This is a genomic window from Weissella hellenica (genome assembly GCF_005405545.1).
Lineage (GTDB): Bacteria > Bacillota > Bacilli > Lactobacillales > Lactobacillaceae > Weissella > Weissella hellenica.
Window position 1 is genome coordinate 49641 of sequence record NZ_BJEG01000007.1, and the last position, 25145, is coordinate 74785.

Sequence of the window (25145 nt, forward strand, 5' to 3'; positions counted from 1 at the left end):
ATAAAGAAAGTTAATTAAGAATGGGAGTTAACATAATGAAGAAAGGCAAGTCAGAAAAGATTGTCGCATTAGTTGCAGGTATTTTTGTTGTTTTAGGACTGACGATTGCGTTTCAATCGGCACATTCAACTAACGATGAGATTTCTGAAAAACAGCAATCTCTTTCAAAAACAAAATTAAATAAATTATCATTGCCGCAATTATCAAAACGGGTTCATAAAAACCAAATAGTTGTGACAATCGAAACAACAGCAGGAAATATTAAACTGAAATTATTTAATAAATATGCTCCGTTAGCTGTGAAAAATTTTGTTAAGCATTCTCAAAAAAATTATTATAATGGGACAATTTTTCACCGTGTCATTAATGATTTCATGATTCAAGGTGGTGATCCAACTGGTACAGGAACTGGTGGGGCATCGATTTGGCGGGATAAAAATGAAAAAATTGATGATGGTTCAGGTTTTAAGAATGAAATTTCGCCTAATCTGTATAATATAAGGGGCGCAGTCTCAATGGCTAATGCTGGTGAAAACACAAACGGCTCACAATTTTTTATTAATCAAAATCATGAGAATTCAGCAACCCAGTTAAAAAAGTCAAAGTATCCTGATAAAATTATTGATGCGTATAAAAAAGGTGGTAATCCATCATTAGATGGTAATTATACTGTTTTTGGGCAAGTTATTAGTGGTATGGATGTTGTTGATAAAATTGCAGCTGCTGAAGTTAAAGATAATGCGGATAATTCCGAAAAATCAACACCAGTTAACCCAGATAAAATTTTAAAGATAACAATTGATAAAAATTCTTAGTTCGCTTTATTAGTTTAATAGCCTTTAAAAGAGAGCGAGACGAAAGCCACTTTGAGGCTTCAGACTTTCGGAACGTGCTTATGCTATAAAAATTGCAGGCGCATAATTAAGCTATTTTTAAATAGAAAAAAGTTGGGATAAAAGAAGATATCCCAACTTTTTTTATTTAGGCTATAAATGATGCTAGATTAAGAATTTGAGTAGGCTAGGGCAGTATTAGTAACAATTAACTGGAAATAATTATCAAAACCAGGTTTATTGTAACTACGAAGTAAACCAGCAAAATCGGCTGGTGACCAGTCCGAAATAACAATCGCGCCATCCTGGTATTGTAACGAATGAGACATAGCTGAAGTACTTTCAACGAGATAGAAAGTATCATTAATGTCTAAGTAAAGTAGCTGTAATTTAATATTACGATTGGCACCTAGTGAGGTTGTCGAAGTTAAAAATGGATCATTTAACCAATGTTGGCTAACGTGTCCGTGTCTAAATTTATGAATTGTTTCTAGAGTATTTCCAATAATTTTCATAGTACATCCCCTGTGTTAATAATGATTAAAAACATAGAATTATTATAACCTGATTTTAATAAAAGTCCATTAAGTAATATTAAATTAAGTTGGATAGACAATAAAAAAACCAACTACGAAGTAGCCGGCTCTTTACAGTTTATTGAACAATTAAAACATCTGTTTTAGCATTTTGTACCACAAATGATGTAACTGATCCAACCAGAATACGCTCTAATGTATTTAATCCTGACTTACCAAGCATGATTAAACCAGTATCGTGATCACGTGGGAAATCGCGGGCGATAACCGCCTTTGGTGAACCGAAACGAACGTGAATATTAACTTGTTCTGCACCATTATCACGAGCAATCTGGGCGAATTTTGTTAGTTTTTCTTCAGCATCTTGTACTAATTGATAAACAACGTCACCAGATATTGACATACCAGCTAGACCAGAAATTGAGTTTGTATCAATAACATACAACAAATCTAGAGCAGTTTGGTTACGCACAGCAACTGCAGCAGCCTTTTCAATTATGACGCTAGAAATTTTTGATCCATCAATAGGAGCCAATATGTTCTTGTATGCAATCTTGTCCTCTGCCATGGAAGTCACCATCCTTATAAGGTATTATGTTTGAATAAATTATTTTATACCTGTATTATATACCTAATAATAGTCAAATGTGAGCGCAATCTTTTAAATTAGGTGACATCTTTAATGCATAATTCATACAAAATATGAATTTGCGCACAATATTATTTTAAATGATTTATTAGATTGTTTAAATTAATATTGTGTGCTATAATTCTATTTATGCGATGAGTCGAGAAAGATCATAATAGATCTTTTATAAACGGTCCTCATTAACAGTCGTATATACTGGAGGATGCAAAACGAGTTGTGGAACTCGGATTGCTGCACATGACTACTTTTAGCTTAGCTATTGGGTGTACGTTGACTGATGGGTAACCATCACGTGAGCTAAGACGCGTCAATCTTAGCAATGCCAATCTAAATGCACTGTCTTATTATGAGACAGTGCATCTTTTTATATAAATAAAATTTTTGTATTTCAAATCTATGCTGAAATAAGATATTTTCCGTAAAATGGTATATAATAAAGCATGGGTTGAATATATTTAATAAGGTACAAGGGGGATGCACCAATGGAAAAATTAATTCAAATACGTGTTGAAGAAGAGGTCCGTAATGCAGCGGATAATGTTTTTAAAGAAAATGGGCTAACCACACAACAAGCTGTTAAAATGTTTTTAACGCAAGTTGCGCATAGTGGGAAATCACCATTTGATGATTTATTTAGGGCCAAAGAACAACATTAATTAAAGATTTTCAATATTAGCGGAAATGAATTTTTTTCATTTCCGCTTTTTAATATATATTAAAGAATAATTCGCAAGACATTTAGCCAAATATAACTGTAATTTTGATATACTGTTTATTAAGAATAACTGGAGGAATTTTATGAAAACAGTTACTTTTAAGAATTTTTCTTTTTGGCAACGCATTATTATTAATACAATTACATTATTAGCAATGGCAGGATTGTTTAGAAATGGTCTTTATATCAGCAGTATTTGGACAGCGATTTTAGCGGCATTTATCTTAGGTATTTTAAATGCCCTCGTTAAACCAGTGCTACATTTATTAGCATTACCATTTACCATTTTGACATTTGGATTATTTGGTTTGGTGATTAATGGCTTGGTGCTTTGGTTAACGTCTTGGGTCATTGGGGACGGCTTTAAGTTTGCTAGTTTCGGTTGGGCAGTATTTATTGCGATTATAATGTCACTTGTTAATCTAATCATTTCTAATTATTTCAATAAAAATAATCAATAGGCATAAGATGGGGAATTAAAGATGGCAAAAGAACTAACAGTTAAAGATTTGTTAGACAATACGCGTCTAAAAATTGTGGCAGGTGAGGAATATTTAGATCGAAAAATAATGACACCAGATATTTCACGCCCTGGTCTAGAAATGACTGGATATTTTAATTACTATGCACCAGAACGTATTCAGTTAATGGGGATTACGGAGACGTCATTTGCGCACCGTATGAATCACGAAGAATTGTTATTGATTGCAAGGAAAATGATGCAACCAAATACCCCAACATTTGTTGTGTCGACAGGTCGGCAATTACCAGATGAATTTATGCAATCTGCAAAGGAAAATCATATTCCAGTATTAGCAACTGAATTGACTTCTTCTAAAATTTTGGCTAATATGACGTATTTCTTAAGTGGTGGTCTAGCAGAACGTGAATCTATTCATGGGGTTTTAGTTGATATCTTTGGCTTGGGTGTTTTAATTACCGGTGATTCTGGTGTTGGTAAATCAGAAACGGCCTTAGAATTAGTACAACGTGGGCATCGTCTAATTGCAGATGACAGAGTGGATGTTTATGCGCAAGATGAAGAGCGTTTGGTAGGTGAACCACCAGCAATTCTAAGAAACCTAATGGAGTTGCGTGGTGTTGGTATCATTGATGTGATGGATTTGTTTGGTGCTGGCGCAGTTCGTTCACATGCAACAATTGCGTTTAATTTGCATCTTGCCAAATGGCATGATGATCAAGACGTTGACCGTTTAGGGAATGGTGAGGAAGTGATGACCATACAGGGTGTTGATTTACCACGCTTTGTTCTCCCTGTTCAGGCTGGACGCAATTTAGCTGTTTTAGTTGAGACAGCAACGAAAAATTTCCGTGCTAAATTAATGGGATTTGATGCAACTCAGACATTTAATAATAACTTAAATAAATTAATTTCTGATAATTCAAAATAATATTTTCAATATAGACAGGTAGTCAAACCTTAAGTTTTGATTGCCAAGATATTAAGATGTGGTATTATTATGGTATTCTCAGGGATATTAGTAACAAGGAGGAATCTCGTGAGTCGCGAAATTATTGCAGTTTTAGGTGCCGGTTCTTGGGGAACCGCTTTGGCAAATGTAGCCGCTGAAAATGGTCATATTGTCCGTTTGTGGAGTCATCGTGCTGAACAAGTTGATGAGATTAACGAAACACATCGTAATACAAAATATCTTGGTGAACACCCAATTAATGAAGGTGTCATCGCAGTTGCTGATATGAAGCAAGTAGTTGCAGATGCCGATCTGGTGTTGAGTGTTGTACCAACTAAGGCGACACGTGAAGTTGCGCGACAGTTAGTTACAATTTTAAAGGAAACTAACCATAAAGTTGTTGTTATGGCAGCAACTAAGGGTATCGAACCAGTCACTTATAAGCGGATATCTGAAATGCTTGCCGAAGAAATTCCATGTAAATACTTAGGCGGATTGGGTATTATCGCTGGTCCCTCGCATGCTGAAGGGGTTATCAAGCACGATCCAACGCTAATAACGGCAGTCAGTTCCGATTTAGCGGTTGCTAAATACGTACAGAATGTATTGAGCAATCAAATTTTCCGTGTTTATACCAACACAGATGTGGTGGGATCAGAAATCGGAGCAGCTCTTAAAAATGTGATTGCTATCGGAGCCGGTGCGTTGGAAAGCTTAGGATATGATGCTAATGCTAAAGCGGCATTGTTTACAAGAGGATTAGCTGAGATTAGTCGTCTTGGGCAGGCTTTTGGTGCAAATCCAATTACATTTATGGGCTTGGCTGGTGTTGGAGACTTGTTTGCAACGGCAACATCAGTATATTCACGTAATTATCGCGCAGGTGTGCAATTGGGCCAAGGAAAGCAGCTAAGCGATGTTGTGGCTGATATGGGGATGGTTATTGAAGGCATTTCAACAACCAAAGTTGCGCATGAACTAGCACAAAAGAAACATGTTGAAATGCCAATTACTTCAGCTATGTATCGTGTTATTTATGATAATGAAGATGTTAAAAATGTTATGCAGTTATTAATGGGACGGCCAGTCTCACAAGAAGGGAAGTAATTAAATCATGAAACCAGTACGTAAAGCAATTATTCCAGCCGCAGGATTAGGAACACGTTTTTTGCCAGCGACTAAGGCATTAGCAAAAGAAATGTTGCCAATCGTTGATAAGCCAACTATTCAATTTATTATTGAAGAGGCATTAGCTTCAGGAATTGAAGATATTGTGATTGTTGATGGTAAGTCAAAGCGTTCTATCGAAGATCACTTTGATTCAAATCCTGAGTTGGAGAATAACTTACGTGATAAGGGTAAGGACGAGTTGTTGAAGATTGTTGAAGAAACAACAGATATTAACTTGTACTTTATTCGTCAATCACATCCACGCGGTTTGGGGGATGCTGTTTTGACTGCTAAGTCATTTATTGGGGACGAACCATTTGTTGTTATGCTAGGTGATGATTTGATGCATGATGATGAACCACTAACAAAGCAATTGATTGACCGTTATAATACAACAGGTGAGTCAACCTTAGCCGTTATGAAGGTGCCACATGATCAAGTTTCTGAATATGGTGTTATTGCACCTGAAAAGGAAGTTGCTGATGGACTTCACCAAGTTAATAGCTTTGTGGAGAAGCCAAAGCCTGAAGATGCACCATCAGATTTGGCTATCATTGGCCGTTATCTATTAACACCTGAAATTTTTGAAGAGTTGGAAAACACAAAGCCTGGTAAAGGTAATGAAATCCAATTAACGGATGCAATTGATACGTTAAACAAGCGTCAACATGTTTATGCGCATGAATTTAAGGGTGACCGTTATGATATTGGATCAAAGATTGGTTTTTTGACAACTAATATTGAATTTGGTTTGAAGCACCCACAAACAGCTGAGGCTTTGAAGCGCTACATTAAAGATTTGGCTAATAAATTAGATTAATTTGAAAAAATAACAATGAAACTGTTGGTATGATAAAAATACTTACAGTTTCATTTTTATTAACAAAAAGTAAGCAAACGGCTTGCTTTCTGTTTAAAAGAAGGTAAAATGTAGTAGAAGTAATTAGGAAATAGTAAAATAAAGTATTTGAAGATGGAGGTGTTGTTATGGCTCAACATTATGACACAATAATTTTAGGTGCAGGACCTGGTGGTATGACGGCGGCAACGTATGCATCGCGTGCAAATCTTTCTGTATTGATGATTGATCGCGGTATTTATGGTGGTCAAATGAATAATACAGCTGAAGTAGAAAACTACCCTGGTTTTAGTAGTATTTTAGGCCCTGACTTAGCCGAAAATATGTATAAATCTTCAACACAATTTGGTGCAGAATATGCTTTTGGAACAGTTCTGCATGTTCAAGCACAAGCAGATGGTTCATGGCATGTGGTAACTGATATGGATGAGTACACGAGTAATACGGTTATCGTTGCAACTGGTTCTGATTATAAAAAATTAGCAGTTCCTGGTGAAGATACCTATGCTGGTCGTGGTGTATCATACTGTGCAGTATGTGATGGGGCATTTTTCCGTAATCAACATGTCATTGTTGTTGGTGGTGGTGACTCAGCCGTGGAAGAAGCAACTTACTTGGCCGGCTTAGCTGATAAAGTGACCGTTTTCCACCGTCGTGATAAGTTACGTGCACAACAAATCTTGCAAGACCGTGCATTTGCCAACGAAAAAATTGAATTTGTTTGGAATACTGAAGTTGAAGAGATTTTAGGTGATGATAAAAAAGTTACTGGGGTTCGTGTTCATAATAATGTGACGGACGAAGTTTATAATGTTGATGCTGCTGGCGTGTTTATCTATGTGGGTGTATTGCCAGTATCACAAGTTGTGGCTGATTTAGGTGTCACAAATGAACAAGGCTGGATTGAAACTAATGAGCGTATGGAAACAGCGCGTCCGGGTATGTTTGCACTGGGTGATGTTCGTGATAAGGAACTACGTCAAATTACCACTGCTGTAGGTGATGCTGCCGTAGCTGGTCAAAATGTCTTTTCATATAACGAAGAATTTAAGTTAAAGCAGCAAAAGGCAGCAAAGGCATAATTGGGTATACTTACCAATTATGCGAGGTTATTGAAAATCTTTGGTATCACTTGGCTGGAACATAATTTTTGTTCCAGTCTTTTTTAGATAATACAGGAGAATAACACGATGACAACCTTTTATTTTGTACGACATGGGCAAACGTTAGCGAACGCAAGCGGTTTAAAACAAGGCCAAATTAATACTGAAAATACAGTGTTAAATGAAACGGGAATACAACAAGTTACACGGTTAGCAGAGCATTTTAATTTGGGTTTTGCACAACATTTAGTAGCTAGTCCATTGAATAGAACGCAACAAACAGCGATACTATTAAATAAAACAGCCCAATTACCATTACATACTGATGAAAGATTATTAGAAATTTCGTATGGTCAATGGGATGGTAAAAGTAATCAGAAACTAATGACTGAATATCCGGATGTGTTTGATGACAATATGCATGATGTTTTGCCAGAATATGTTAAATATGCAACTGACGGCGAAACATTTGAACAGGTCGTTGAACGTGTACAGAATTTTTTAGATGAGATGACAAAAACTTATCCAAACGATAATCTTGTGGTAGTCACGCATGGCTTTACGATTAAGGCAGTAATAATGGCCGTTTTTGGGGTTACGACATCAACCATACATTTACCAGAGCCGGACAATGCTAGTATGACAAAATTGACACAGACGACTGATGGTCAACAGTATCTGCATTTCTTTAATCAACACTATTAATGAAATGTAATTTTTATTAAAAATTAATGTTTTTTTTGGTTTGTACAAGTATAATAGCGTGTAATAGTATTTAGGAGGAAATCAAAGTATGGCGCAAGGCGTAAAAATTGTTGCCTCATCTCATTATGTACCCGAAGATATTGTCACCAATGATGATTTGGCAACAATTATGGATACAAATGACGAATGGATTCAAACACATACGGGTATTAAGACTAGACATGTATCTCTTCAAGGAGAAAATACTTCAGACTTAGCAACTAAGGCAGCGCAACAAGCACTTGAACAAACGTTACTTACGCCAGACGACATTGACTTGATTATTGTGACAACGTTTACGCCAGATGGACTAGCACCATCTACCGCAGCGTTAGTCCAAAGAAACTTACAAGCAAAAAATGCGTGGGCATATGATATATCAACCGCTTGTGCAGGATTTGTGTTTGGCTTAAGTACTGCCGATAAATTTTTGAAAGCCAATGCAGGTAAACATGCTTTAGTTATTTCAGCTGAAGTTAATTCTAAAATGATGGACTTTAATGACCGAACGTCTGCTGTATTCTTTGGGGATGGCGCAGCTGCCTTTATTTTAGAAGCTTCATCAGAAAGTCTTGTAATTGCTGAGAAAATGCAGACGATTGGTAATTCAAAAGTAGTTCATTCTGGGTTAATTGCACCGTTAAATGAAATATCTGCAAATAATTACCCTAAAACATCTGCTTTCCATCAAGAAGGGCGTCAGGTATTTAGTGAAGTAGAACGCTTAATTCCAGCGCACATTAATGACTTATTGCAACAAAATGATTTAACGCCAGATGACATTGACTATTTTATTCCTCATCAAGCAAATTTGCGGATTATTGAAATGTTGGCTAAAAAATTAAATCAACCAATGAATAAATTTGTTACAAACGTAACCAAATATGGGAATACATCATCAGCTGGAATTGCCATGGCCTTAGATGAACTAAGACATCAAGTGCCTTTGCAAGGCAAGAAAGTGCTATTAACTGGATTTGGTGCTGGTTTTACTTATGGAAGTATCTTGTGTCAATTTTAAAATTAACGGTATAATATAGGTGAGGAGGCCAAATGGATTATAATCAGATGTTAGATCAGCTTAGATCAGGTGAATTAAATCAATTTATAGTCACTGCAAAAGAGTTTTCAGATTTCTATAATGTTTGGCGTGACTACCCATATCAAAATGCAATTACTGCTACTGCTGAACGAGGTGGTATTATCACGTATACAGCAAAAAATGACGAAGCATCATAGAATTAAATTTATTGATAAATATAACTCAATGGATATTTATGAAAAAAATATGTAAGCGCTTGCGATTGTATTTAATACCTGATAAAATGTTTATAGAGGTTAGTTGAAAATAGATTGTTGAAAGTATTGATTCACTAAGCCCATTTCTAGAAATAATATTTAAATTTAGAGGAGATTATCACCATGGAATTACGCGAATTTCACATTGTAGCCGAAACTGGTATCCACGCACGTCCAGCAACTTTGTTGGTACAAGCAGCTTCAAAGTTTTCATCAAACGTTACCTTGTCATACCAAGGTAAAGACGTAAACTTGAAGTCAATTATGGGTGTTATGTCATTGGGTGTTGGTCAAAATGCTGACGTTAAGATCTCTGCAGAAGGTGATGACGAGGCTGATGCCTTGGCAGCTATTGCAGAAACAATGTCAACTGAAGGTTTGACTGATTAATTTGTAATTAAATAAACAGATTCAAAGGGAACAGAGTAATGACTAAAAAAATTACAGGAATTGCTGCATCTAATGGTGTTGCAATTGCAAAAGCATATAAGCTTGTTGACCCGGATCTGTCTTTTGAGACTCGCACAATCGACGATGCTCAAGGTGAAAAAGACCGCATAAATGCGGCCTTTTTGGCATCTAAGGCAGATTTGGAAACAATTCGTACTAAAGCTGAAGCGTCAATGGGGGCTGATGAAGCTGAAGTATTTACTGCACATATTATGGTATTAGAGGATCCAGAACTTCTAAGTAGTATCAATGACAAAATTGATACTGACAAGACAAATGCTGAAGCAGCACTAAAAGCTGTTACTGATATGTATATTGGTATGTTTGAAGCTATGGCAGATGATAATCCATACATGGCTGAACGGGCAGCTGACATTCGTGACGTGACAAAACGCATTTTGAGTCACTTGCTAGGTAAAGAATTGCCAAATCCAGCGTTGATTAATGAAGAAGTCATAGTTGTTTCACATGATATGACGCCTTCGGATACGGCTCAACTTGATCGTCGTTATGTTAAAGGATTCATTACTGATGTTGGTGGCCGTACTGCACATGCAGCTATTATGGCACGGACACTTGAAATTCCGGCAATTGTAGGATCTGATCTGGCCACAAAAGAAATTTCAGAAGGTGAAACCGTAATTTTGGATGGTTTAGATGGTGTTGCTTTAGTTGAACCGTCTGCATCAGAAATTGAGTCATACCAACAAAAAGGTAACGAATATGCTGCTAAAAAAGTAGAATGGGCTAAGTTGAAGAATGAAAAGTCTGTTTCTGCTGATGGCAAAGAATTCGTGCTTGGTGCTAACATTGGGACACCTAAAGACCTTGATGGCGTTATTGAAAATGGTGCTGAAGGAATTGGTTTGTATCGTACAGAATTTTTGTACATGGACTCTGCTGAATTACCAACTGAAGAAGAGCAATTTGAGTCATACAAAAAAGTGCTTGAAAGTATGGATGGTAAACCCGTAACGGTTCGTACAATGGATATTGGTGGAGATAAGCATTTGCCTTATTTACCATTACCTGAAGAGGAAAATCCATTTATGGGTTATCGGGCCATTCGTATTTCATTGGATCGTGATGATATTTTCCGTACACAACTACGTGCGTTATTGCGCGCATCTGTTTATGGTCAATTATGGATTATGTTCCCAATGGTAGCGACAGTACCTGAATTCCGTGCAGCTCGTGATATTTTCAACGAAGAAAAAGCAAAGCTAGTTGAAGAAGGAGTTGCCGTTTCAGATGATATCAAATTAGGTATTATGATTGAAATTCCAGCAGCTGCAGTTTTGGCTGATAAATTTGCTCAGGAAGTGGACTTTTTCTCAATCGGAACGAATGATTTGATTGGTTATTCAATGGCTGCGGATCGTGGTAATGATCGTGTATCATACCTATATCAACCATATAATCCATCAATTTTACGTTTGGTTAAGAATGTGATTGATTCTGCCCACAAGTATGGCAAGTTTGCAGCTATGTGTGGTGAAATGGCGGGTGATCCGATTGCTGTACCCTTGTTAGTTGGTATGGGATTGGATGAATTCTCGATGTCAGCAACATCAATTTTGCAAGCTCGTTCATTGATGAAGAAACTAGATACACAAGAAATGGCTAAGTTAGCTGATCAGGCTGTTGATTCTGAAACTAATGATGAAGTCATTGCTTTAGTACAAGCTAATGTCTCAGTGGACTAGTTAATATAATATTTAATGGAGATTATCTGAAATAACAGATAATCTCCATTTTTAATTAGCGATAATTTTAAATTTTGATAAGATTCTGTTATCGGTAACATATCCTAACCCGATATGCTTATTTATATATGCATAAACTAACAAATTGTATTTATAATAGATTTTTACATGATAATTTTATTATAAAAAGTTCAAATAAGATAAATGAAAGCGGTTACTTTTATTGTAATTATATTATTGAATATTTAATAAGTCTCCTATAAGCTAAAGTCATTAATAAATAACTGGGGGATTTATAATGAATACAAAATGGTGGCAAAATGAGGTTGTGTATCAGGTTTATCCGCGTTCTTTTCAGGATACCAATCATGATGGTATTGGTGATATCCAAGGAATGATTAATCATTTGGATTATATTAAAGATTTAGGTGTCACAATGATTTGGGTATCTCCAATCTATAAATCGCCAATGGTTGATATGGGATACGATATTGCTGATTATCAAGATATCGATCCACAATTTGGTACGTTAGAGGATTTTAAGAAATTCTTGATGGAAGCTAAAAAAAGAGATATTAAGGTAATAATGGATTTGGTCATAAACCATACATCTGATCAACATCAATGGTTTATTGATGCATTAGCAAATTCTGATAGCGAGTATCGTGACTATTATATTTTTAAGCAAACCAATGATAGTGAAGTTCCAAATAATTGGCGCAGTATTTTTGGTGGCTCTACGTGGGAGCCCGTACCTGGAGAACCAGGAACGTATTATTTCCATACATTTGCACCTCAGCAGCCAGATTTAAATTGGGAAAATCCAAAGCTAAGACAAGAAATTTATAAAATGATTAACTGGTGGCTAGATATGGGTGTTGCTGGTTTCCGTGTTGATGCGATTACGCACTTAAAGAAGGATTTGGACTGGGCAAGTCTACCCGCTGATGGGGTTGATGGTCTTGTTTCGGTTGTTAAAAAGGGACAAAATCGTCCAGGTATTGACTTATTTTTGAGTGAATTAAAAACGGAAACCTTTGATAAATATGATGCCTTAACAGTGGGAGAGGCATATGGTGTTCCGGATAGCGATCTTGGAAAATACGTCGGGCCTGATGGTTATTTTTCAGCTATTTTTGATTTTTCATATATGAATATTGATGTTTAAAATCCTGATGAGTGGTACCGCGGTCGCAGTAATTGGCGTGTTAAAGATTTACGCCAAGCAATGTTTAACGCACAACAAACAGCAATTGATATTAAAGGTACATTGGCTAATGTTTTGGAGAACCATGATCAACCACGAGTGCTCTCAAAATTGGTGCCAAATAAGGCATATCAAACTTCACAGACAGCCAAAGCATTAGCAACAATGTATTATTTCTTGCCAGGATTACCTTTTATTTATCAGGGGCAAGAATTAGGAATGAAAAATTTTGAACGGCAAGATATTGCAGAATTTAACGATGTGTCATCGATTAATAATTATCATGAAGCATTAGAGGTGGGTTATTCAAAGGAATCAGCTTTAGCTTCAATAAATGCAAAATCACGAGATAATGCACGAACGCCTATGCAATGGAATGCTTCTGAGTTTGGTGGCTTTTCAGACACTACCCCCTGGTTAAAGATGGGAAATGATCGTCAAGGTATTAATGTTTCTGATGAACAGACAGATAATTCATCAGTATTACATTATTATCAAAAATTAGGACAAATTCGCCATGATGAAATTTGGGAAAAACTTGCAGTGTCGGGTGCGTTTACGCCATTGACGTCATTACCTGATACCGTGATTGGATATCAACGAACATTAGGACAACAAGTTTTGACGATATTGATAAACTTATCACCAAATAAAGCACGCTTTGGGTTGTTACAACCAGGTAAACAACTTGTGACTGTTGGGGATATTGTGATAAATCAACATCGCGTCACAATGTCAGGATACAGTGCAATAGTGCTTGGTATCAAATGAATATTATGAATATATAAGCAAAAAACACGTTTGAAATGAATGATTTTGCATTTTTTAATGAGTTGCTATATTTAGTTTGAGTGTAAATAGTTCTGCACAACTATGCGTGGTATAATTGGTTTTAGTATAATGAGGGATGGTAATAAAGATGTCACGACGACCAATTGTAATTGCAAACTGGAAAATGAATAAACTGCCAAGTGAGGTATCGCAATATATCCAATATGTTGCACCAAAATTGGATGGTTATTCAAATGTTGATGCTGTACTAGCAGGGCAAGACGTGTTATTAAATACAATGGTTATGGCAGCTAAAGATACTTCAATTGAAATTGGGGCGGAAAATATGTATTGGCAAGATAAAGGGGCTTATACAGGTGAAACTAGTCCACGTGCCTTGGCTGATTTAGGGATAAGCAAAGTTATTATTGGTCACTCAGAACGTCGTAATTATTTTCGCGAAACTGATGAAATGGTTAACTTGAAAACATTAGCAGCGCTAAGAAATGGCGTGGAACCAATTATTGCGATTGATGAAGCTGTCCAACTATCATCTTTAAATGATCATGCGCATTGGATTGTTAATCAAGTGGTGGAATCACTTAAGGGTGTGACAGAACAGGAAATGAGTCGTATATTGTTAGCGTATGAACCAACTGCTGCAATCGGTTCAGGGCAGGCAATGACACCAGTTGATGCACAAAAAAGCTTGCGAATTATTCGTCAAACAGTTGCGGATATGTTTAATCAGAATATTGCTGATCGTGTGCGTATTTTGTATGGCGGTTCAGTAAAACCAGCTAATGCTTATGATTTATTAAAACAACCAGATATTGATGGTGTATTAGTAGGGGATGCAGCTTTAGATGCAACGACTTTCCTAGAATTAATCAGTTTAGCTGATCAGGCTAAACGAAATTAAAGTTAATAAATGAAAAACGCTTTGCCCCTATGATGTGGGACAAAGCGTTTTTTCATTTTACTAAATCAATTTAATCAATTGATGAAATTGCCGTATCCGGCTTGGATGGCGTAACTTCATCTGGGACATCATCGTCAATTATTTGTGACGTGTCAGTATCATTGTTAGATTCATTTGATGAATCAGCAGAATGACTACTTGAATTATCTGAACTATGCGAAGAACTATCACTATGTTCAGATGAACTAGATGTTGATGAAGAGGTGCTTTGTGAAGCACTGCTATCAGAAGATGTAACGGCTGAAGAGGTGCTTTGTGAAGCCGAAGAAGTCGTTTCTGAAGCACTGGTACTACTGCTTATACTAGTTGTTTGACTACTTGAAGTGGGATTATGTTGCGAGCTAGTGTTAGAACTAGAATTTTTTGATGTTTGGCTTGCGTTGCTTTGTGAAGCTGAAGAAGTCTGAGTATAAAATGACTGCTGACTTGTTTGTGTTTGTGAAGAACGTTTTGTGCTCGTTGGCACAGCAGCTTGGTTATTTGTATTAGTTGTTTGTTCTTGTGAGTCAGTAACAAAGACACCATTATCAGCTAATCTTGAACTAAATTTGGATGACTCAGATTTTGACGAAGCTTGTGCTTGTTTTTGTGATTGTAAATGGGTTACTTCTTCTCCAGGGTTGGTTAACCAACCTGAGAAAGCTTGGGAGGTACTTAAAAAACACACAGGAATGATAAAAAGTAGTCCAATTAGTAGTGAAATTGTATAAATTGTACGTTTCATAAATTATCCCCCCAAAAAAATCATTCGATTTAATTAGTTTAACGTGATTAACAATTACATGACGGTCAAAAGTGTAACAAAATGACAACAAATCACTTGCAAATTAATGTCTAGAATTTGAAAGAGTGAACAAGCAAAGTGTTTTTAATGATAGATATATCCGATATTTGACTAATTTATGAACTTTTTAACTGATGAAAAGGTCATTGTTAGCATATACTTTGAATTATGTTACAATAGTTTTCGAGGGATAATCCCATATAACTATACTTTCAAGAATGAGTAAGGAGAAGACAACATGTCTGCAATTACTGATATTTACGCACGCGAAGTTTTGGACTCACGTGGAAACCCTACTGTTGAAGTTGAAGTTTACACTGAACTAGGTGGCTTCGGTCGTGGAATTGTACCATCTGGTGCTTCAACTGGTGTTAATGAAGCTGTTGAATTACGTGATGGTGACAAGAGCCGTTTCCTAGGTAAGGGAACTTTGAAGGCTGTTGAAAATGTTAACAAGGTAATCAAGGATAAGTTGATTGGTATGGATGTTACTGATCAAGTTTTGTTGGACCGTACAATGATTGCCTTAGATGGTACGCCAAATAAGGGCAAGCTAGGGGCTAATGCAATCTTGGGTGTTTCAATTGCTGCTGCCCGTGCAGCTGCTGATGAACTTGGTACACCATTGTACAACTACCTTGGTGGATTTAACTCAAAGGTCTTGCCAACACCAATGATGAACGTTGTTAATGGTGGTGCCCACGCTGACAATTCTGTAGACTTCCAAGAGTTTATGATTATGCCAGTTGGTGCTAAGTCTGTTGCTGAAGCTATCCGTATGAGTTCAGAAACTTTCCACGCATTGCAAGCTTTGTTGAAGGAATCAGGTCACTCGACTGCTGTTGGTGATGAGGGTGGATTTGCACCTAATTTCGCTTCAAACGAAGAGCCATTCCAATACTTGTTGCAAGCTATTGAACGTGCTGGTTACAAGCCAGGTAAAGATGTTGCGATTGCATTTGACGTTGCTTCATCAGAATTCTACGATCACGAACGTAAGATTTATACATTAGATGGTGAGCCTGATAAGAAGGAATACACAACTGATGAATTTATCGATTATCTAGAAAACTTGGTAGAGAAGTATCCAGTTGTATCAATCGAAGATCCTCTTGCAGAAGCAGAAGATCTAAATGATGAAGAGCAATGGGATAACTGGGCTAAGTTAACAGATCGTCTTGGTAACAAGGTACAATTAGTTGGTGACGACTTCTTCGTTACAAATACTGATTTCTTAGCAAAGGGTATTGCTAAGGGAGCAGCAAATGCTATCTTGATCAAGGTTAACCAAATTGGTACTTTGACTGAAACAGTTGAAGCTATTGAAATGGCTAAGGAAGCTGGTTATACAGCTATCGTTTCACACCGTTCTGGTGAAACTGAAGACACAACAATTTCTGACTTAGTTGTTGCAACGAATGCTGGTCAAATCAAGACTGGTTCAATGTCACGTACAGATCGTATTGCAAAGTACAATCAATTGATGCGCATTGAAGATTTGTTAACTGATAAGGTTGCTGAATACAAGGGTATCAACAGCTTCTACAACATTGACAAGTCTGCTCGTGATGCAATTGTTAACTACGAAGCAAAATAATTAAATATTTAAAACAAGTGAGACTTGGCTATTATTAGCTTAGTCTTACTTTTTTTATTGAGACAAACTTAGTCCTATGTTATGCTATATAAGTATATATAGACTATAAATAGAAGAAAGAGGAGGCACCAAGATGTACGACATATTATTAACGGCAATGATTATAGTTGGTGCGCTAATTATAATTGCAGTTATGATGCAACCATCAAAACAACAAGATGCTTTGTCAGCATTGTCAGGTGGTGGCGGTGGTGACTTGTTTGCAACCCAAAAGGCCCGCGGATTTGTTGCAGTTATGCAGCGTATCACGACTGTTCTTGCAGCAATCTGGTTTATTTTGGGATTGGCGCTAGTTTACCTTTCTTCACATTAAAAATTACCAGTACTCAAGACCCTTCGTGACATGTATTGCGAGGGGTCTTTCATTTTAAGAAGAGTGAGAAATCAATGGAATTACAAAATTTACAGGACCAATTATTTGGTTTTTTGAAAGGGAATCCAACCCAGGCTTATCCAGCACAAACCTTGACTGATGGGTTGCGGTTAGATGACGCAAATGCGTTTAAATTAGTGGTTCAGTCTTTGGCTGCTTTAGAGCGTAGTGGCAAAGTTAAAGTCAACGAGGCAGGTGCTTTCCAATACAATGCTGAACATGAAGGTGTTATTGGTACATTTAAAGCGAATGATAAAGGATTTGGCTTTGTTCATTACGATGAAACAGCACCAGATGTTTTTGTTAATCCTGACAACACAGCTTTTGCAACGCAAGGTGATGAAGTTCGTGTTAAATTACTTAACAAGGGTGATGAGAAACGTGGACCTGAAGGAAAGATTATTGAAATCATCACCCGTGGTCGTGAACAAGTAGTCGGTGCATTTACATTAGGTAGCCCATATACGGGTTATATTGGTAGCATTCGGTTAACTGATAAAAGATTTGCCTCATTTGAATTTTTAGTTAAAGAAGGTGGCTTAGCAGCAACAGATGGTGAAGTCGTAGTGGCATCAATTGCAACATACCCTTCAGCTGAAATGCCAAAGCACTTTACGGGTTCGATTGTGGAAAAAATTGGTTATAAAGACGAACCAGGGGTTGATATCATGGAAATTGTTTATAACCATGATGTACCACATGTTTTCCCTAAAGCAGCAATGGACCAAGCTGAAAAAATACCTGATGAGGTGCAAGATAGTGAACGTGAAGGTCGTGAAGATATTACGGACCAACCACTAGTAACCATTGATGCAATTGAATCAAAGGATTTGGATGATGCCGTTGTGGTTTGGAAGTTGCCAAATGGTAATTTTCATTTAGGAGTTCATATTGCGGATGTTTCTCATTATGCTGTTGAAGGCACGCCATTAGACGAAGAGGCATATAATCGTGGTACATCAGTCTATTTGACGGACCGTGTCATTCCAATGCTTCCTCGTAAAATCTCTAATGGTATTGCATCTTTGAATCCAGGTGTTGATCGACTAGCAATGTCGGCAGAGATGGAGTTTACACCAAAGGGGAATTTGGTTAAACATCGTTTACATACATCAGTGATGCGTTCACATGCGCGTATGACTTATAAAGCTGTGAATGCCATTCTAGCGGGTGATGAAGAAACACGTGCGGAATATGCAGAATTGGTGCCGATGTTTGAAGATATGGCTGAATTACATGAGGCTTTGGCGGCAAAGCGTACAGCGCGTGGTGCTATAGAATTCGATGCGCCAGAGGCAAAGATTATTGTCGACGAACAAGGTAAGCCCACGGACATTGAGTTACGTGAACGCGGCTTATCTGAACGCATAATCGAGTCATTTATGTTAGCAGCGAATGAAACGGTTGCAATGCATTTTGATTTGGCGAAAGTGCCATTCTTGTATCGTATTCACGAATCACCAGACGCTGACCGCGTTGAAAAGTTTGTTGATTTTGTTAAAGCATTGGGTGCACCGGTTAAGATTGATCCTGAAAAAATTAAGTCAACAGACTTGCAAAGCATTCATAATTTCTTTATAGATCGTCCTGAAGAACAAATGGTGTCAACCATGATGTTGCGGACAATGAAACAAGCCAAGTACTCTAATGATCCATTAGGTCATTTTGGAATTGGTGCAGACTATTATACCCACTTTACGTCACCAATTCGTCGTTATCCTGATTTAACAGTTCATCGTTTAATCAAGTGGTACGAAAAGAACGGCCTTGGTGAAGAAGCGCAAGCCAAGTATGCTGATAAATTAGCTCAAATTGGTGAAGAAACTTCAGTTAAGGAACGTCGGGCAGTTGATACCGAGCGTGATACAGATGCGATGAAGAAAGCAGAGTATATGCTTGATAAGGTCGGACAGGAATTTGATGGTGTTGTGAATGGTGTCTTGAAGTTTGGCATGTTTATTTCATTAGAAAATACGGTTGAAGGCTTGATTCATATCTCTAACTTTACCGATGATCAATATGTTTATGATGAAGCGCACATGGCACTTATTGGACGCCGTTTGCATCACATTTACCAAATTGGTCAACCTGTTAAGGTACGTGTTGTTCGTGTTGATAAAGAACAATCATCAATCGATTTTGTGTTAGTAGATCCAGAAGAAGCACCAACTACTGATATCAAAGTACCTGAAGACAATCGTGGTGCTTTTGGTAACAAGAATCGTGGTGATCGTCGTCATAATGATAAGCGTAACCGTTCAACAAAGGGTGGTAAGACACATAATGATGGTAAGCCATTTGGTGCATACCATAATAAGCGCAAGCCTGATGACAAGCGTCAAGATTCTAATCGTAAGGGACGCCATTCATAAGACAATTTAGGGGGTTATCATGGCTAAAAAAAAGCGACGTACAAATGACGCATTGGCCACGAATAATAAAGCGCGCTATAATTATGCAATTGCTGAAACATATGAGGCTGGTATCGAATTAACGGGAACCGAAATTAAATCGGTTCGTGCTAGCAAGATTACAATAGGGGATGGATTCGTACAAGTTCGTAATGGACAAGCGTGGTTAGATAATGTTCATATTAGTCCGTTTGAACAAGGTAATCGATTTAACCATGATCCATTACGTAGTCGGCGTTTATTATTACACAAGAAAGAAATTGATACCTTACAAGCAGCTGTTGCGCAACAAGGTAAAACGATTGTGCCATTACGAGTTTATTTAAAACATGGTTTTGCGAAAGTATTGATTGGTGTTGCTACTGGTAAACACAGTTATGATAAGCGTGAAACGATTAAAAAACGTGATCAGGATCGCGATTTACATCGAACGATGAAAAAACGCTATTAGTAGGCTGAAAATTTAATGATTGACGAAAGAATATAAAATAAGTCTTTCGTTTTAAAAAATAGCAAATCAGCCATTTAGGTTGATTTGCTATTTTTATATATTGATGTTAAATCATATAATAATCGTGTAAAAAAAATTTATCTTGCTGCTTTTTATGTTAGAAAAACTAACATTATTTACCCGCTTATTAGGACAATAGCGTACAATTAATGGGAATGAGAAGATTCTTGGAGGAATAAAGAATGCGCAAGTGGTTAATGAGTCTAATAGCGTTCGCTAGCTTGGCAATTGGTGTCACGATTAGTTCACCAGCTGTCCATGCTGCAACGCCAAACTATACCATTACAACTGATACGACCTTTCCACCGTTTGAATTTCAAACGGATAAGGGAGACTATCGTGGTATTGATATGGATATGTTGAAAGAAATATCAAAACGTGAAAATTTCACCTATAATTTAAAGCCAATGAGTTTTAACGCAGGGGTGCAAGCCGTTCAAGCAGGGCAGGTTGACGGGATCGTTGCTGGTATGTCAATCACTGATGAACGTAAAAAATGTTCAATTTCGGAACTCCTTATTATAAAAGTGGGATCGTAATGGCTACCACGGATAAGGCGAAAGTTAAAGGGTTATCGGACTTAAAGGGTAAGACTGTTGCAGCAAAAACAGGTAGTGCTGGGGCTGATTATGCCCGTGAAATATCAAAGAAGTATGGTTTTAAAATAACTTACTTTAATGATTCAAATACAATGTACAACGATGTTGCAATTGGTAATACAGTAGCAGCGTTTGAAGATCAACCTGTTATGGCCTATGCCATTAAGCAAGGAACGAAACTAAAAATTGTTACTGATCCAGCTAAAGGAAATTGGTACGGTTTTGGTGTTAAAAAAGGTGCCAATAAAGAATTATTACAGAAATTCAATACAGGTTATGCTGCGATTGTCAAAGATGGCACATATGATAAAATTGTCAATCGTTATCTAGGTAAAGGTAGCTATAACTACAAAAAAAATGCGGCTGATAATTCTGAGAAAGAAACAACTATTTGGAGTCTGTTTAACGAAAATAAAAGTGCTTTGTTTACTGGGTTAGTTAAGACGTTAGAATTGACGTTAGTTGGTATTGTTTTAGCTGGAATTTGGGGAATACTACTGGGAATTCTTGGTGTTATGCCAAGTAAATTTGCTCGCGGTCTATCAACAACAGTTATCTATATTTTCCGTGGATTACCTATGCTAGTACTAGCATTCTTTATATACATTGGTATCCCCAACTTAACAGGCCAAAAGATTCCAGCCTTTACAGCAGGGGTCATTACGTTAATTCTAAACGAAGGTGCCTATATTGGGGCATTTGTAAGTGGTGGTTTTAAGTCTGTTAATTCGGGCCAATTAGAAGCAGCACGTTCACTAGGATTGCCATATGGTAAAGCGATGCGTAAAGTTGTGATGCCACAAGGAATTCGTTTAATGATTCCAAGTTTCATTAACCAATTTATTATCACGTTAAAAGACACGTCAATTTTGTCGGCAATTGGTATCATTGAATTGACGCAGACGGGTACGCTAATTATTGCTCGTAACCTACAAGGATTCCGAGTTTGGTTGATGATTGCTGCATTGTATCTTATCGTGATTACGTTGCTAACGTGGTTATCAAATTGGGTAGAAAAGAGGATCAAATAATGACAGCAATTATTGAAGCACATGATGTTCACAAAAGTTTCGGTAAAAATGAAGTATTAAAAGGTTTGAACTTAGCTGTCAATGAGGGTGAAGTTGTTGTTATGATTGGTCCTTCTGGTTCTGGTAAATCAACCTTTTTACGCTCACTAAATAAGTTAGAAGAAATTAATAGTGGTCAAATTGTAATTGATGGTCATAACATTAGCGACTCTAAAGTTAATATCGATAAAGTCCGTGAAAAAGTGAGTATGGTGTTCCAACATTTTAATTTGTTTCCACATTTAACTGTTATGGAAAACATGATTTTAGCACCAGTCCAATTGGGTAAAATGACTAAGTCTGAAGCAATTGATAAAGCTAAAGTATTGTTAGAACGAGTTGGTTTGTCAGAAAAAGCAGATGTTAAGCCAGATACGCTTTCTGGTGGTCAAAAATAACGTGTTGCCATTGCTCGTGCGTTAGCCATGAATCCTGAAATTATGTTGTTTGACGAGCCAACATCAGCCCTTGATCCAGAAATGGTTGGGGATGTGTTAGATGTCATGAAGGAGTTGGCTAGAGAAGGTATGACGATGATTGTGGTGACACATGAAATGGGATTTGCAAAACAAGTGGCAGATCGTGTCGTCTTCTTTGCAGATGGTCTTATCAAAGAAGAGGGTAGGCCAGTTGAAATATTTGAAAATCCACAAAATGAACGTACACGTGAATTTTTGAATAAGGTTTTAAATGCTTAATTTGTACAGTAGCTGAAACACAAAGTGCCTCGCGTTATTAGAAATAGTCTAATAACGCAAGGCACTTTTGTTTTTGTAGATTATTTTAGGTTGGATGGTTTTGATCTGCTAAACGGCGTGACTAACGGTGATGGTGTGTTGAACAGATTGGGCCAAGTGAGCGGGTAACGATGAGCAATAAATAACCAACGGTCTAAAAAAGCGATGATTAACACAAGTAAATCTTCTTGATTATGATTTGGTAGGGTCACCTCTAATCGTTTATCTGCTAGTGGATAAGCGTTTGCTAATTGATGGTTAACTGTTGATATTTGAAAATGACGTTTTTCAAGACGTCCCAAAACAAACCAATTAAGTGTATTAATATATAAAAGTTCATGACGTTTGAGTGAAATACCGAATGACCCTACTTGCTTATCGTGTTTGGATAATATAAAGCGTGGTAAGAGACCACCAGAAATTTGCGTAATCGTGGCCAATGGTTCATAACCCTCATTGAAGATGGTTAATTTGTTATGGCGATGACCAATCTGTCCTGAAACAAAATATTTAATCGTTTGGTCATAAGTCGTAACGGTAGTTGTACCGGAGCGTTCTTTAAGAGGTTGTGATAAATATAAATGGTGCAAAATAAGACCTCCTTATAGTATAAAACAAGGATTTAACTTACTTTATTTTAACATATCCCTTTTAGATCAGTGTTTAGTCAGTATAATGAATAGTAGATAACATTTATGAGGAGGAAAGTTAATATGGCATCATTTTTACCAGCAGACTGGGAAAAAGTAGTACAACCTGCCGTAGGTAGTTTATATTTAGAACGTATAAATTCCTTTTTAGACACCGCCTATGGCAATGAAATTGTTTATCCAAAACGTGAGAATATATTTGCCGCTTTAACAGCAACGCCACTAAGTGAAGTGAAGGTCGTTATTCTTGGACAAGATCCATATCCTAATCCAAAGCAAGCGCAGGGAATGAGCTTTTCAGTCCCTGCGGGGATGGCCTTGCCTAAGTCGTTAATTAACATTTATAAAGAATTGGTTGATGATTTAGGTATAGCAGCACCCCAAGATGGTGATTTACATCGTTGGGCTAATCAAGGTGTTTTATTACTAAATACAGTGTTGACGGTACCAGCACACCAGGCTGGTGGTCACGCTGGTAAAATTTGGGAACCATTAACAGATGAAATTATTCATTTAGTAGCGCAACAAAAGCAACCGACAGTATTTATTTTATGGGGCAAGCAAGCACAAAAGAAGCAAACATTAATAACTGGAGTGCAGAATTTAATTTTGCAAGCACCACATCCGAGTCCATTATCGGCATATCGTGGTTTTTTTGGATCTAAACCGTTTAGTCAGACAAACCAATTTTTGGTGGCAGCAGGTTGCAACCCCATTGACTGGGGATAATCTTTTTAATAACTGTCCCATTAGTGAAACTCTTTTAAAACGTTGGTGTATCAACATTTGTGTTATAATAATTGTGTAATATGATAATGAATTATTAATGAAAGAGACGAGGTTTGTCCATCATGGAATTGTTCGAACAATTAGCAGATAAAATTAAAGGGCAAAATAAAACCCTAGTATTTCCAGAAGGTGAAGATCAACGTATTCAAGGAGCTGCAGTTCGTTTAGCAGCTGATGGATTGATTAAACCAATTTTATTAGGTAAAAAAGCAAGTATCGATGCAACCGCAAAAAAAAATAATTTTGATTTATCACAAATTACGGTGATTGATATTGCGTCTTATCCAAAAGATGATTTTAAAGAGATGGTCCGCGTTTTGGTGGAACGTCGTCATGGTAAGACGGATACAGCAACAGCTAAAAAATGGTTGCGTGATCCAAATTATTTTGGGACGCTGCTCGTTTACATGAATCTAGCTGATGGTATGGTTTCAGGTGCCAACCATCCTACTGGAGATACGGTGCGCCCAGCTTTGCAAATTATTAAAACTAGCGCTGATGCATCACGTATTTCAGGTACTTTTGTGATGCAACGTAATGATGAACGCTATATTTTTGCGGATGCTGCAATTAACATTGACATTGACGCCCAAACAATGGCTGAAATTGCCGTACAATCTGCTAAAACAGCACGTGTATTTGGTATTGATCCGAAAGTTGCTATGTTGAGTTTTTCAACTAAAGGTTCAGCGCGAGCACCACAGGTTGATAAGGTTCAAGAAGCAACTGAAATAGCTAAGCAACTAGCACCAGATTTGCCGTTAGATGGTGAGTTACAATTTGATGCTGCCTTTGTACCAGAGGTTGGACAAGCTAAGGCACCTGATTCATTAGTTGCTGGTCATGCAAATGTCTTTGTCTTCCCAGACTTACAATCTGGTAACATTGGTTATAAAATTGCACAACGTTTAGGTGGCTTTGAAGCTATTGGACCAATCTTACAAGGATTAGCACAACCTGTTTCTGACTTGTCACGTGGTGCCAACGAAGAAGATGTCTATAAAGTAGCGATTATTACTGCGGCGCAATCAGTCGCCAATTAAATAAAACATAAAGCGTCGTTTGAGTTCGTTTTAAAAGTCATGTAACTTTTAAGAGAATTTAACA

At 37.1% G+C, this 25145-nt stretch carries 23 protein-coding genes and 3 pseudogenes; 22 read left to right on the top strand and 4 right to left on the bottom strand.

The features are described from left to right. Positions 1-35 precede the first annotated feature (35 nt). A complete protein-coding gene (locus FFM61_RS05015; protein WP_074427547.1) occupies positions 36-815 on the top strand; it encodes a peptidylprolyl isomerase in 780 nt (259 codons plus the stop codon). A 188-nt stretch (positions 816-1003) separates the two neighbouring features. Here the strand turns inward: FFM61_RS05015 and FFM61_RS05020 are convergent, their stop codons facing one another. Next, positions 1004-1348 carry a hypothetical protein gene (locus FFM61_RS05020; protein ID WP_074427548.1) on the bottom strand — a complete coding sequence of 115 codons (345 nt, stop codon included), beginning with the start codon at positions 1346-1348 and terminating at the stop codon, positions 1004-1006. Between the two features lie 139 nt (positions 1349-1487). Beyond that, the gene (locus FFM61_RS05025; protein ID WP_074427549.1) at positions 1488-1937 is read right to left on the bottom strand and encodes a universal stress protein; all 450 of its coding nucleotides are present in this window, start codon (positions 1935-1937) and stop codon (positions 1488-1490) included. 563 nt (positions 1938-2500) lie between these two features. Between FFM61_RS05025 and FFM61_RS05030 the strand changes: the two genes are divergently transcribed. The 13 genes and pseudogenes from FFM61_RS05030 (at position 2501) to tpiA (ending at position 14397) form a co-directional block, all read left to right on the top strand. Beyond that, a complete protein-coding gene (locus FFM61_RS05030; RefSeq protein WP_074427550.1) occupies positions 2501-2674 on the top strand; it encodes a type II toxin-antitoxin system RelB/DinJ family antitoxin in 174 nt (57 codons plus the stop codon). 142 nt (positions 2675-2816) lie between these two features. Beyond that, positions 2817-3194: a phage holin family protein gene (locus FFM61_RS05035; protein ID WP_074427551.1), complete on the top strand. Its 378-nt coding sequence runs from the start codon at positions 2817-2819 to the stop codon at positions 3192-3194. 21 nt (positions 3195-3215) lie between these two features. Continuing rightward, positions 3216-4145: an HPr(Ser) kinase/phosphatase gene (gene hprK, locus FFM61_RS05040; protein ID WP_074427552.1), complete on the top strand. Its 930-nt coding sequence runs from the start codon at positions 3216-3218 to the stop codon at positions 4143-4145. 69 nt (positions 4146-4214) lie between these two features. After that, positions 4215-5273, top strand: coding sequence for an NAD(P)H-dependent glycerol-3-phosphate dehydrogenase (locus tag FFM61_RS05045; protein WP_174855262.1), 1059 nt, complete (start codon positions 4215-4217; stop codon positions 5271-5273). Between the two features lie 7 nt (positions 5274-5280). After that, positions 5281-6156 carry a UTP--glucose-1-phosphate uridylyltransferase GalU gene (galU, locus tag FFM61_RS05050; protein ID WP_074427554.1) on the top strand — a complete coding sequence of 292 codons (876 nt, stop codon included), beginning with the start codon at positions 5281-5283 and terminating at the stop codon, positions 6154-6156. Positions 6157-6323: 167 nt separating this feature from the next. Then, the gene (gene trxB / locus FFM61_RS05055) at positions 6324-7277 is read left to right on the top strand and encodes a thioredoxin-disulfide reductase (RefSeq protein WP_074427555.1); all 954 of its coding nucleotides are present in this window, start codon (positions 6324-6326) and stop codon (positions 7275-7277) included. A 108-nt stretch (positions 7278-7385) separates the two neighbouring features. Further along, positions 7386-8003: a histidine phosphatase family protein gene (locus FFM61_RS05060; RefSeq protein WP_074427556.1), complete on the top strand. Its 618-nt coding sequence runs from the start codon at positions 7386-7388 to the stop codon at positions 8001-8003. An 88-nt stretch (positions 8004-8091) separates the two neighbouring features. After that, positions 8092-9063, top strand: coding sequence for a beta-ketoacyl-ACP synthase III (locus FFM61_RS05065; RefSeq protein ID WP_074427557.1), 972 nt, complete (start codon positions 8092-8094; stop codon positions 9061-9063). Between the two features lie 32 nt (positions 9064-9095). Next, positions 9096-9281 carry a protein YkzS gene (gene ykzS, locus FFM61_RS05070; protein ID WP_074427558.1) on the top strand — a complete coding sequence of 62 codons (186 nt, stop codon included), beginning with the start codon at positions 9096-9098 and terminating at the stop codon, positions 9279-9281. A gap of 183 nt (positions 9282-9464) precedes the next feature. Beyond that, positions 9465-9731 carry a phosphocarrier protein HPr gene (locus FFM61_RS05075; RefSeq protein ID WP_074427559.1) on the top strand — a complete coding sequence of 89 codons (267 nt, stop codon included), beginning with the start codon at positions 9465-9467 and terminating at the stop codon, positions 9729-9731. A gap of 38 nt (positions 9732-9769) precedes the next feature. Then, positions 9770-11497: a phosphoenolpyruvate--protein phosphotransferase gene (ptsP, locus tag FFM61_RS05080; protein ID WP_137604611.1), complete on the top strand. Its 1728-nt coding sequence runs from the start codon at positions 9770-9772 to the stop codon at positions 11495-11497. Between the two features lie 295 nt (positions 11498-11792). Then, positions 11793-13475, top strand: a pseudogene (locus FFM61_RS05085) (alpha-glucosidase). A 148-nt stretch (positions 13476-13623) separates the two neighbouring features. Next, the gene (gene tpiA, locus FFM61_RS05090) at positions 13624-14397 is read left to right on the top strand and encodes a triose-phosphate isomerase (RefSeq protein WP_083194485.1); all 774 of its coding nucleotides are present in this window, start codon (positions 13624-13626) and stop codon (positions 14395-14397) included. A 70-nt stretch (positions 14398-14467) separates the two neighbouring features. Here tpiA and FFM61_RS05095 read toward each other — a convergent pair whose 3' ends face one another. Continuing rightward, positions 14468-15181, bottom strand: a complete 714-nt coding sequence (locus FFM61_RS05095) for a hypothetical protein (protein WP_074427562.1) — start codon at positions 15179-15181, stop codon at positions 14468-14470. Positions 15182-15479: 298 nt separating this feature from the next. Here FFM61_RS05095 and eno point away from each other — a divergent pair, with 298 nt between their 5' ends. The 6 genes and pseudogenes from eno to FFM61_RS05125 all read left to right on the top strand — a co-directional run bounded on the left by eno (position 15480) and on the right by FFM61_RS05125 (position 22560). Beyond that, on the top strand, positions 15480-16838 hold the full coding sequence (gene eno, locus FFM61_RS05100; RefSeq protein ID WP_074427563.1) for a phosphopyruvate hydratase: 1359 nt from the start codon (positions 15480-15482) through the stop codon (positions 16836-16838). A gap of 133 nt (positions 16839-16971) precedes the next feature. Further along, on the top strand, positions 16972-17211 hold the full coding sequence (gene secG, locus FFM61_RS05105) for a preprotein translocase subunit SecG (protein WP_042493739.1): 240 nt from the start codon (positions 16972-16974) through the stop codon (positions 17209-17211). Positions 17212-17285: 74 nt separating this feature from the next. Then, the gene (gene rnr / locus FFM61_RS05110) at positions 17286-19643 is read left to right on the top strand and encodes a ribonuclease R (RefSeq protein WP_074427564.1); all 2358 of its coding nucleotides are present in this window, start codon (positions 17286-17288) and stop codon (positions 19641-19643) included. A gap of 19 nt (positions 19644-19662) precedes the next feature. After that, complete coding sequence (smpB, locus tag FFM61_RS05115; protein WP_074427565.1) at positions 19663-20133, top strand: SsrA-binding protein SmpB; 471 nt, start codon at positions 19663-19665, stop codon at positions 20131-20133. Between the two features lie 242 nt (positions 20134-20375). Continuing rightward, positions 20376-21823 (top strand): annotated as a pseudogene (locus tag FFM61_RS05120) (amino acid ABC transporter substrate-binding protein/permease). Beyond that, positions 21823-22560, top strand: a pseudogene (locus tag FFM61_RS05125) (amino acid ABC transporter ATP-binding protein). Before FFM61_RS05120 ends, FFM61_RS05125 begins: the two co-directional pseudogenes overlap by 1 nt. Before the next feature lie 80 nt (positions 22561-22640). Here the strand turns inward: FFM61_RS05125 and FFM61_RS05130 are convergent. Next, positions 22641-23189, bottom strand: a complete 549-nt coding sequence (locus FFM61_RS05130; RefSeq protein ID WP_074427566.1) for an LURP-one-related/scramblase family protein — start codon at positions 23187-23189, stop codon at positions 22641-22643. A 123-nt stretch (positions 23190-23312) separates the two neighbouring features. On the opposite strand from FFM61_RS05130, the gene FFM61_RS05135 reads away from it, so the two are divergent. Both FFM61_RS05135 and pta read left to right on the top strand, forming a co-directional pair. Then, a complete protein-coding gene (locus FFM61_RS05135) occupies positions 23313-23978 on the top strand; it encodes a uracil-DNA glycosylase (protein ID WP_074427567.1) in 666 nt (221 codons plus the stop codon). A gap of 122 nt (positions 23979-24100) precedes the next feature. After that, complete coding sequence (gene pta / locus FFM61_RS05140) at positions 24101-25081, top strand: phosphate acetyltransferase (RefSeq protein ID WP_074427568.1); 981 nt, start codon at positions 24101-24103, stop codon at positions 25079-25081. Positions 25082-25145: the final 64 nt, after the last annotated feature.

What these genes read in the sequence shown, in the direction of transcription:
- FFM61_RS05015 (WP_074427547.1), top strand. Translation starts at nt 36, where the DNA reads ATGAAGAAAGGCAAGTCAGAAAAGATTGTCGCATTAGTTGCAGGTATT.
- FFM61_RS05020 (WP_074427548.1), bottom strand. Translation starts at nt 1,348, where the DNA reads ATGAAAATTATTGGAAATACTCTAGAAACAATTCATAAATTTAGACAC.
- FFM61_RS05025 (WP_074427549.1), bottom strand. Translation starts at nt 1,937, where the DNA reads ATGGCAGAGGACAAGATTGCATACAAGAACATATTGGCTCCTATTGAT.
- FFM61_RS05030 (WP_074427550.1), top strand. Translation starts at nt 2,501, where the DNA reads ATGGAAAAATTAATTCAAATACGTGTTGAAGAAGAGGTCCGTAATGCA.
- FFM61_RS05035 (WP_074427551.1), top strand. Translation starts at nt 2,817, where the DNA reads ATGAAAACAGTTACTTTTAAGAATTTTTCTTTTTGGCAACGCATTATT.
- hprK (WP_074427552.1), top strand. Translation starts at nt 3,216, where the DNA reads ATGGCAAAAGAACTAACAGTTAAAGATTTGTTAGACAATACGCGTCTA.
- FFM61_RS05045 (WP_174855262.1), top strand. Translation starts at nt 4,215, where the DNA reads ATGGTATTCTCAGGGATATTAGTAACAAGGAGGAATCTCGTGAGTCGC.
- galU (WP_074427554.1), top strand. Translation starts at nt 5,281, where the DNA reads ATGAAACCAGTACGTAAAGCAATTATTCCAGCCGCAGGATTAGGAACA.
- trxB (WP_074427555.1), top strand. Translation starts at nt 6,324, where the DNA reads ATGGCTCAACATTATGACACAATAATTTTAGGTGCAGGACCTGGTGGT.
- FFM61_RS05060 (WP_074427556.1), top strand. Translation starts at nt 7,386, where the DNA reads ATGACAACCTTTTATTTTGTACGACATGGGCAAACGTTAGCGAACGCA.
- FFM61_RS05065 (WP_074427557.1), top strand. Translation starts at nt 8,092, where the DNA reads ATGGCGCAAGGCGTAAAAATTGTTGCCTCATCTCATTATGTACCCGAA.
- ykzS (WP_074427558.1), top strand. Translation starts at nt 9,096, where the DNA reads ATGGATTATAATCAGATGTTAGATCAGCTTAGATCAGGTGAATTAAAT.
- FFM61_RS05075 (WP_074427559.1), top strand. Translation starts at nt 9,465, where the DNA reads ATGGAATTACGCGAATTTCACATTGTAGCCGAAACTGGTATCCACGCA.
- ptsP (WP_137604611.1), top strand. Translation starts at nt 9,770, where the DNA reads ATGACTAAAAAAATTACAGGAATTGCTGCATCTAATGGTGTTGCAATT.
- tpiA (WP_083194485.1), top strand. Translation starts at nt 13,624, where the DNA reads ATGTCACGACGACCAATTGTAATTGCAAACTGGAAAATGAATAAACTG.
- FFM61_RS05095 (WP_074427562.1), bottom strand. Translation starts at nt 15,181, where the DNA reads ATGAAACGTACAATTTATACAATTTCACTACTAATTGGACTACTTTTT.
- eno (WP_074427563.1), top strand. Translation starts at nt 15,480, where the DNA reads ATGTCTGCAATTACTGATATTTACGCACGCGAAGTTTTGGACTCACGT.
- secG (WP_042493739.1), top strand. Translation starts at nt 16,972, where the DNA reads ATGTACGACATATTATTAACGGCAATGATTATAGTTGGTGCGCTAATT.
- rnr (WP_074427564.1), top strand. Translation starts at nt 17,286, where the DNA reads ATGGAATTACAAAATTTACAGGACCAATTATTTGGTTTTTTGAAAGGG.
- smpB (WP_074427565.1), top strand. Translation starts at nt 19,663, where the DNA reads ATGGCTAAAAAAAAGCGACGTACAAATGACGCATTGGCCACGAATAAT.
- FFM61_RS05135 (WP_074427567.1), top strand. Translation starts at nt 23,313, where the DNA reads ATGGCATCATTTTTACCAGCAGACTGGGAAAAAGTAGTACAACCTGCC.
- pta (WP_074427568.1), top strand. Translation starts at nt 24,101, where the DNA reads ATGGAATTGTTCGAACAATTAGCAGATAAAATTAAAGGGCAAAATAAA.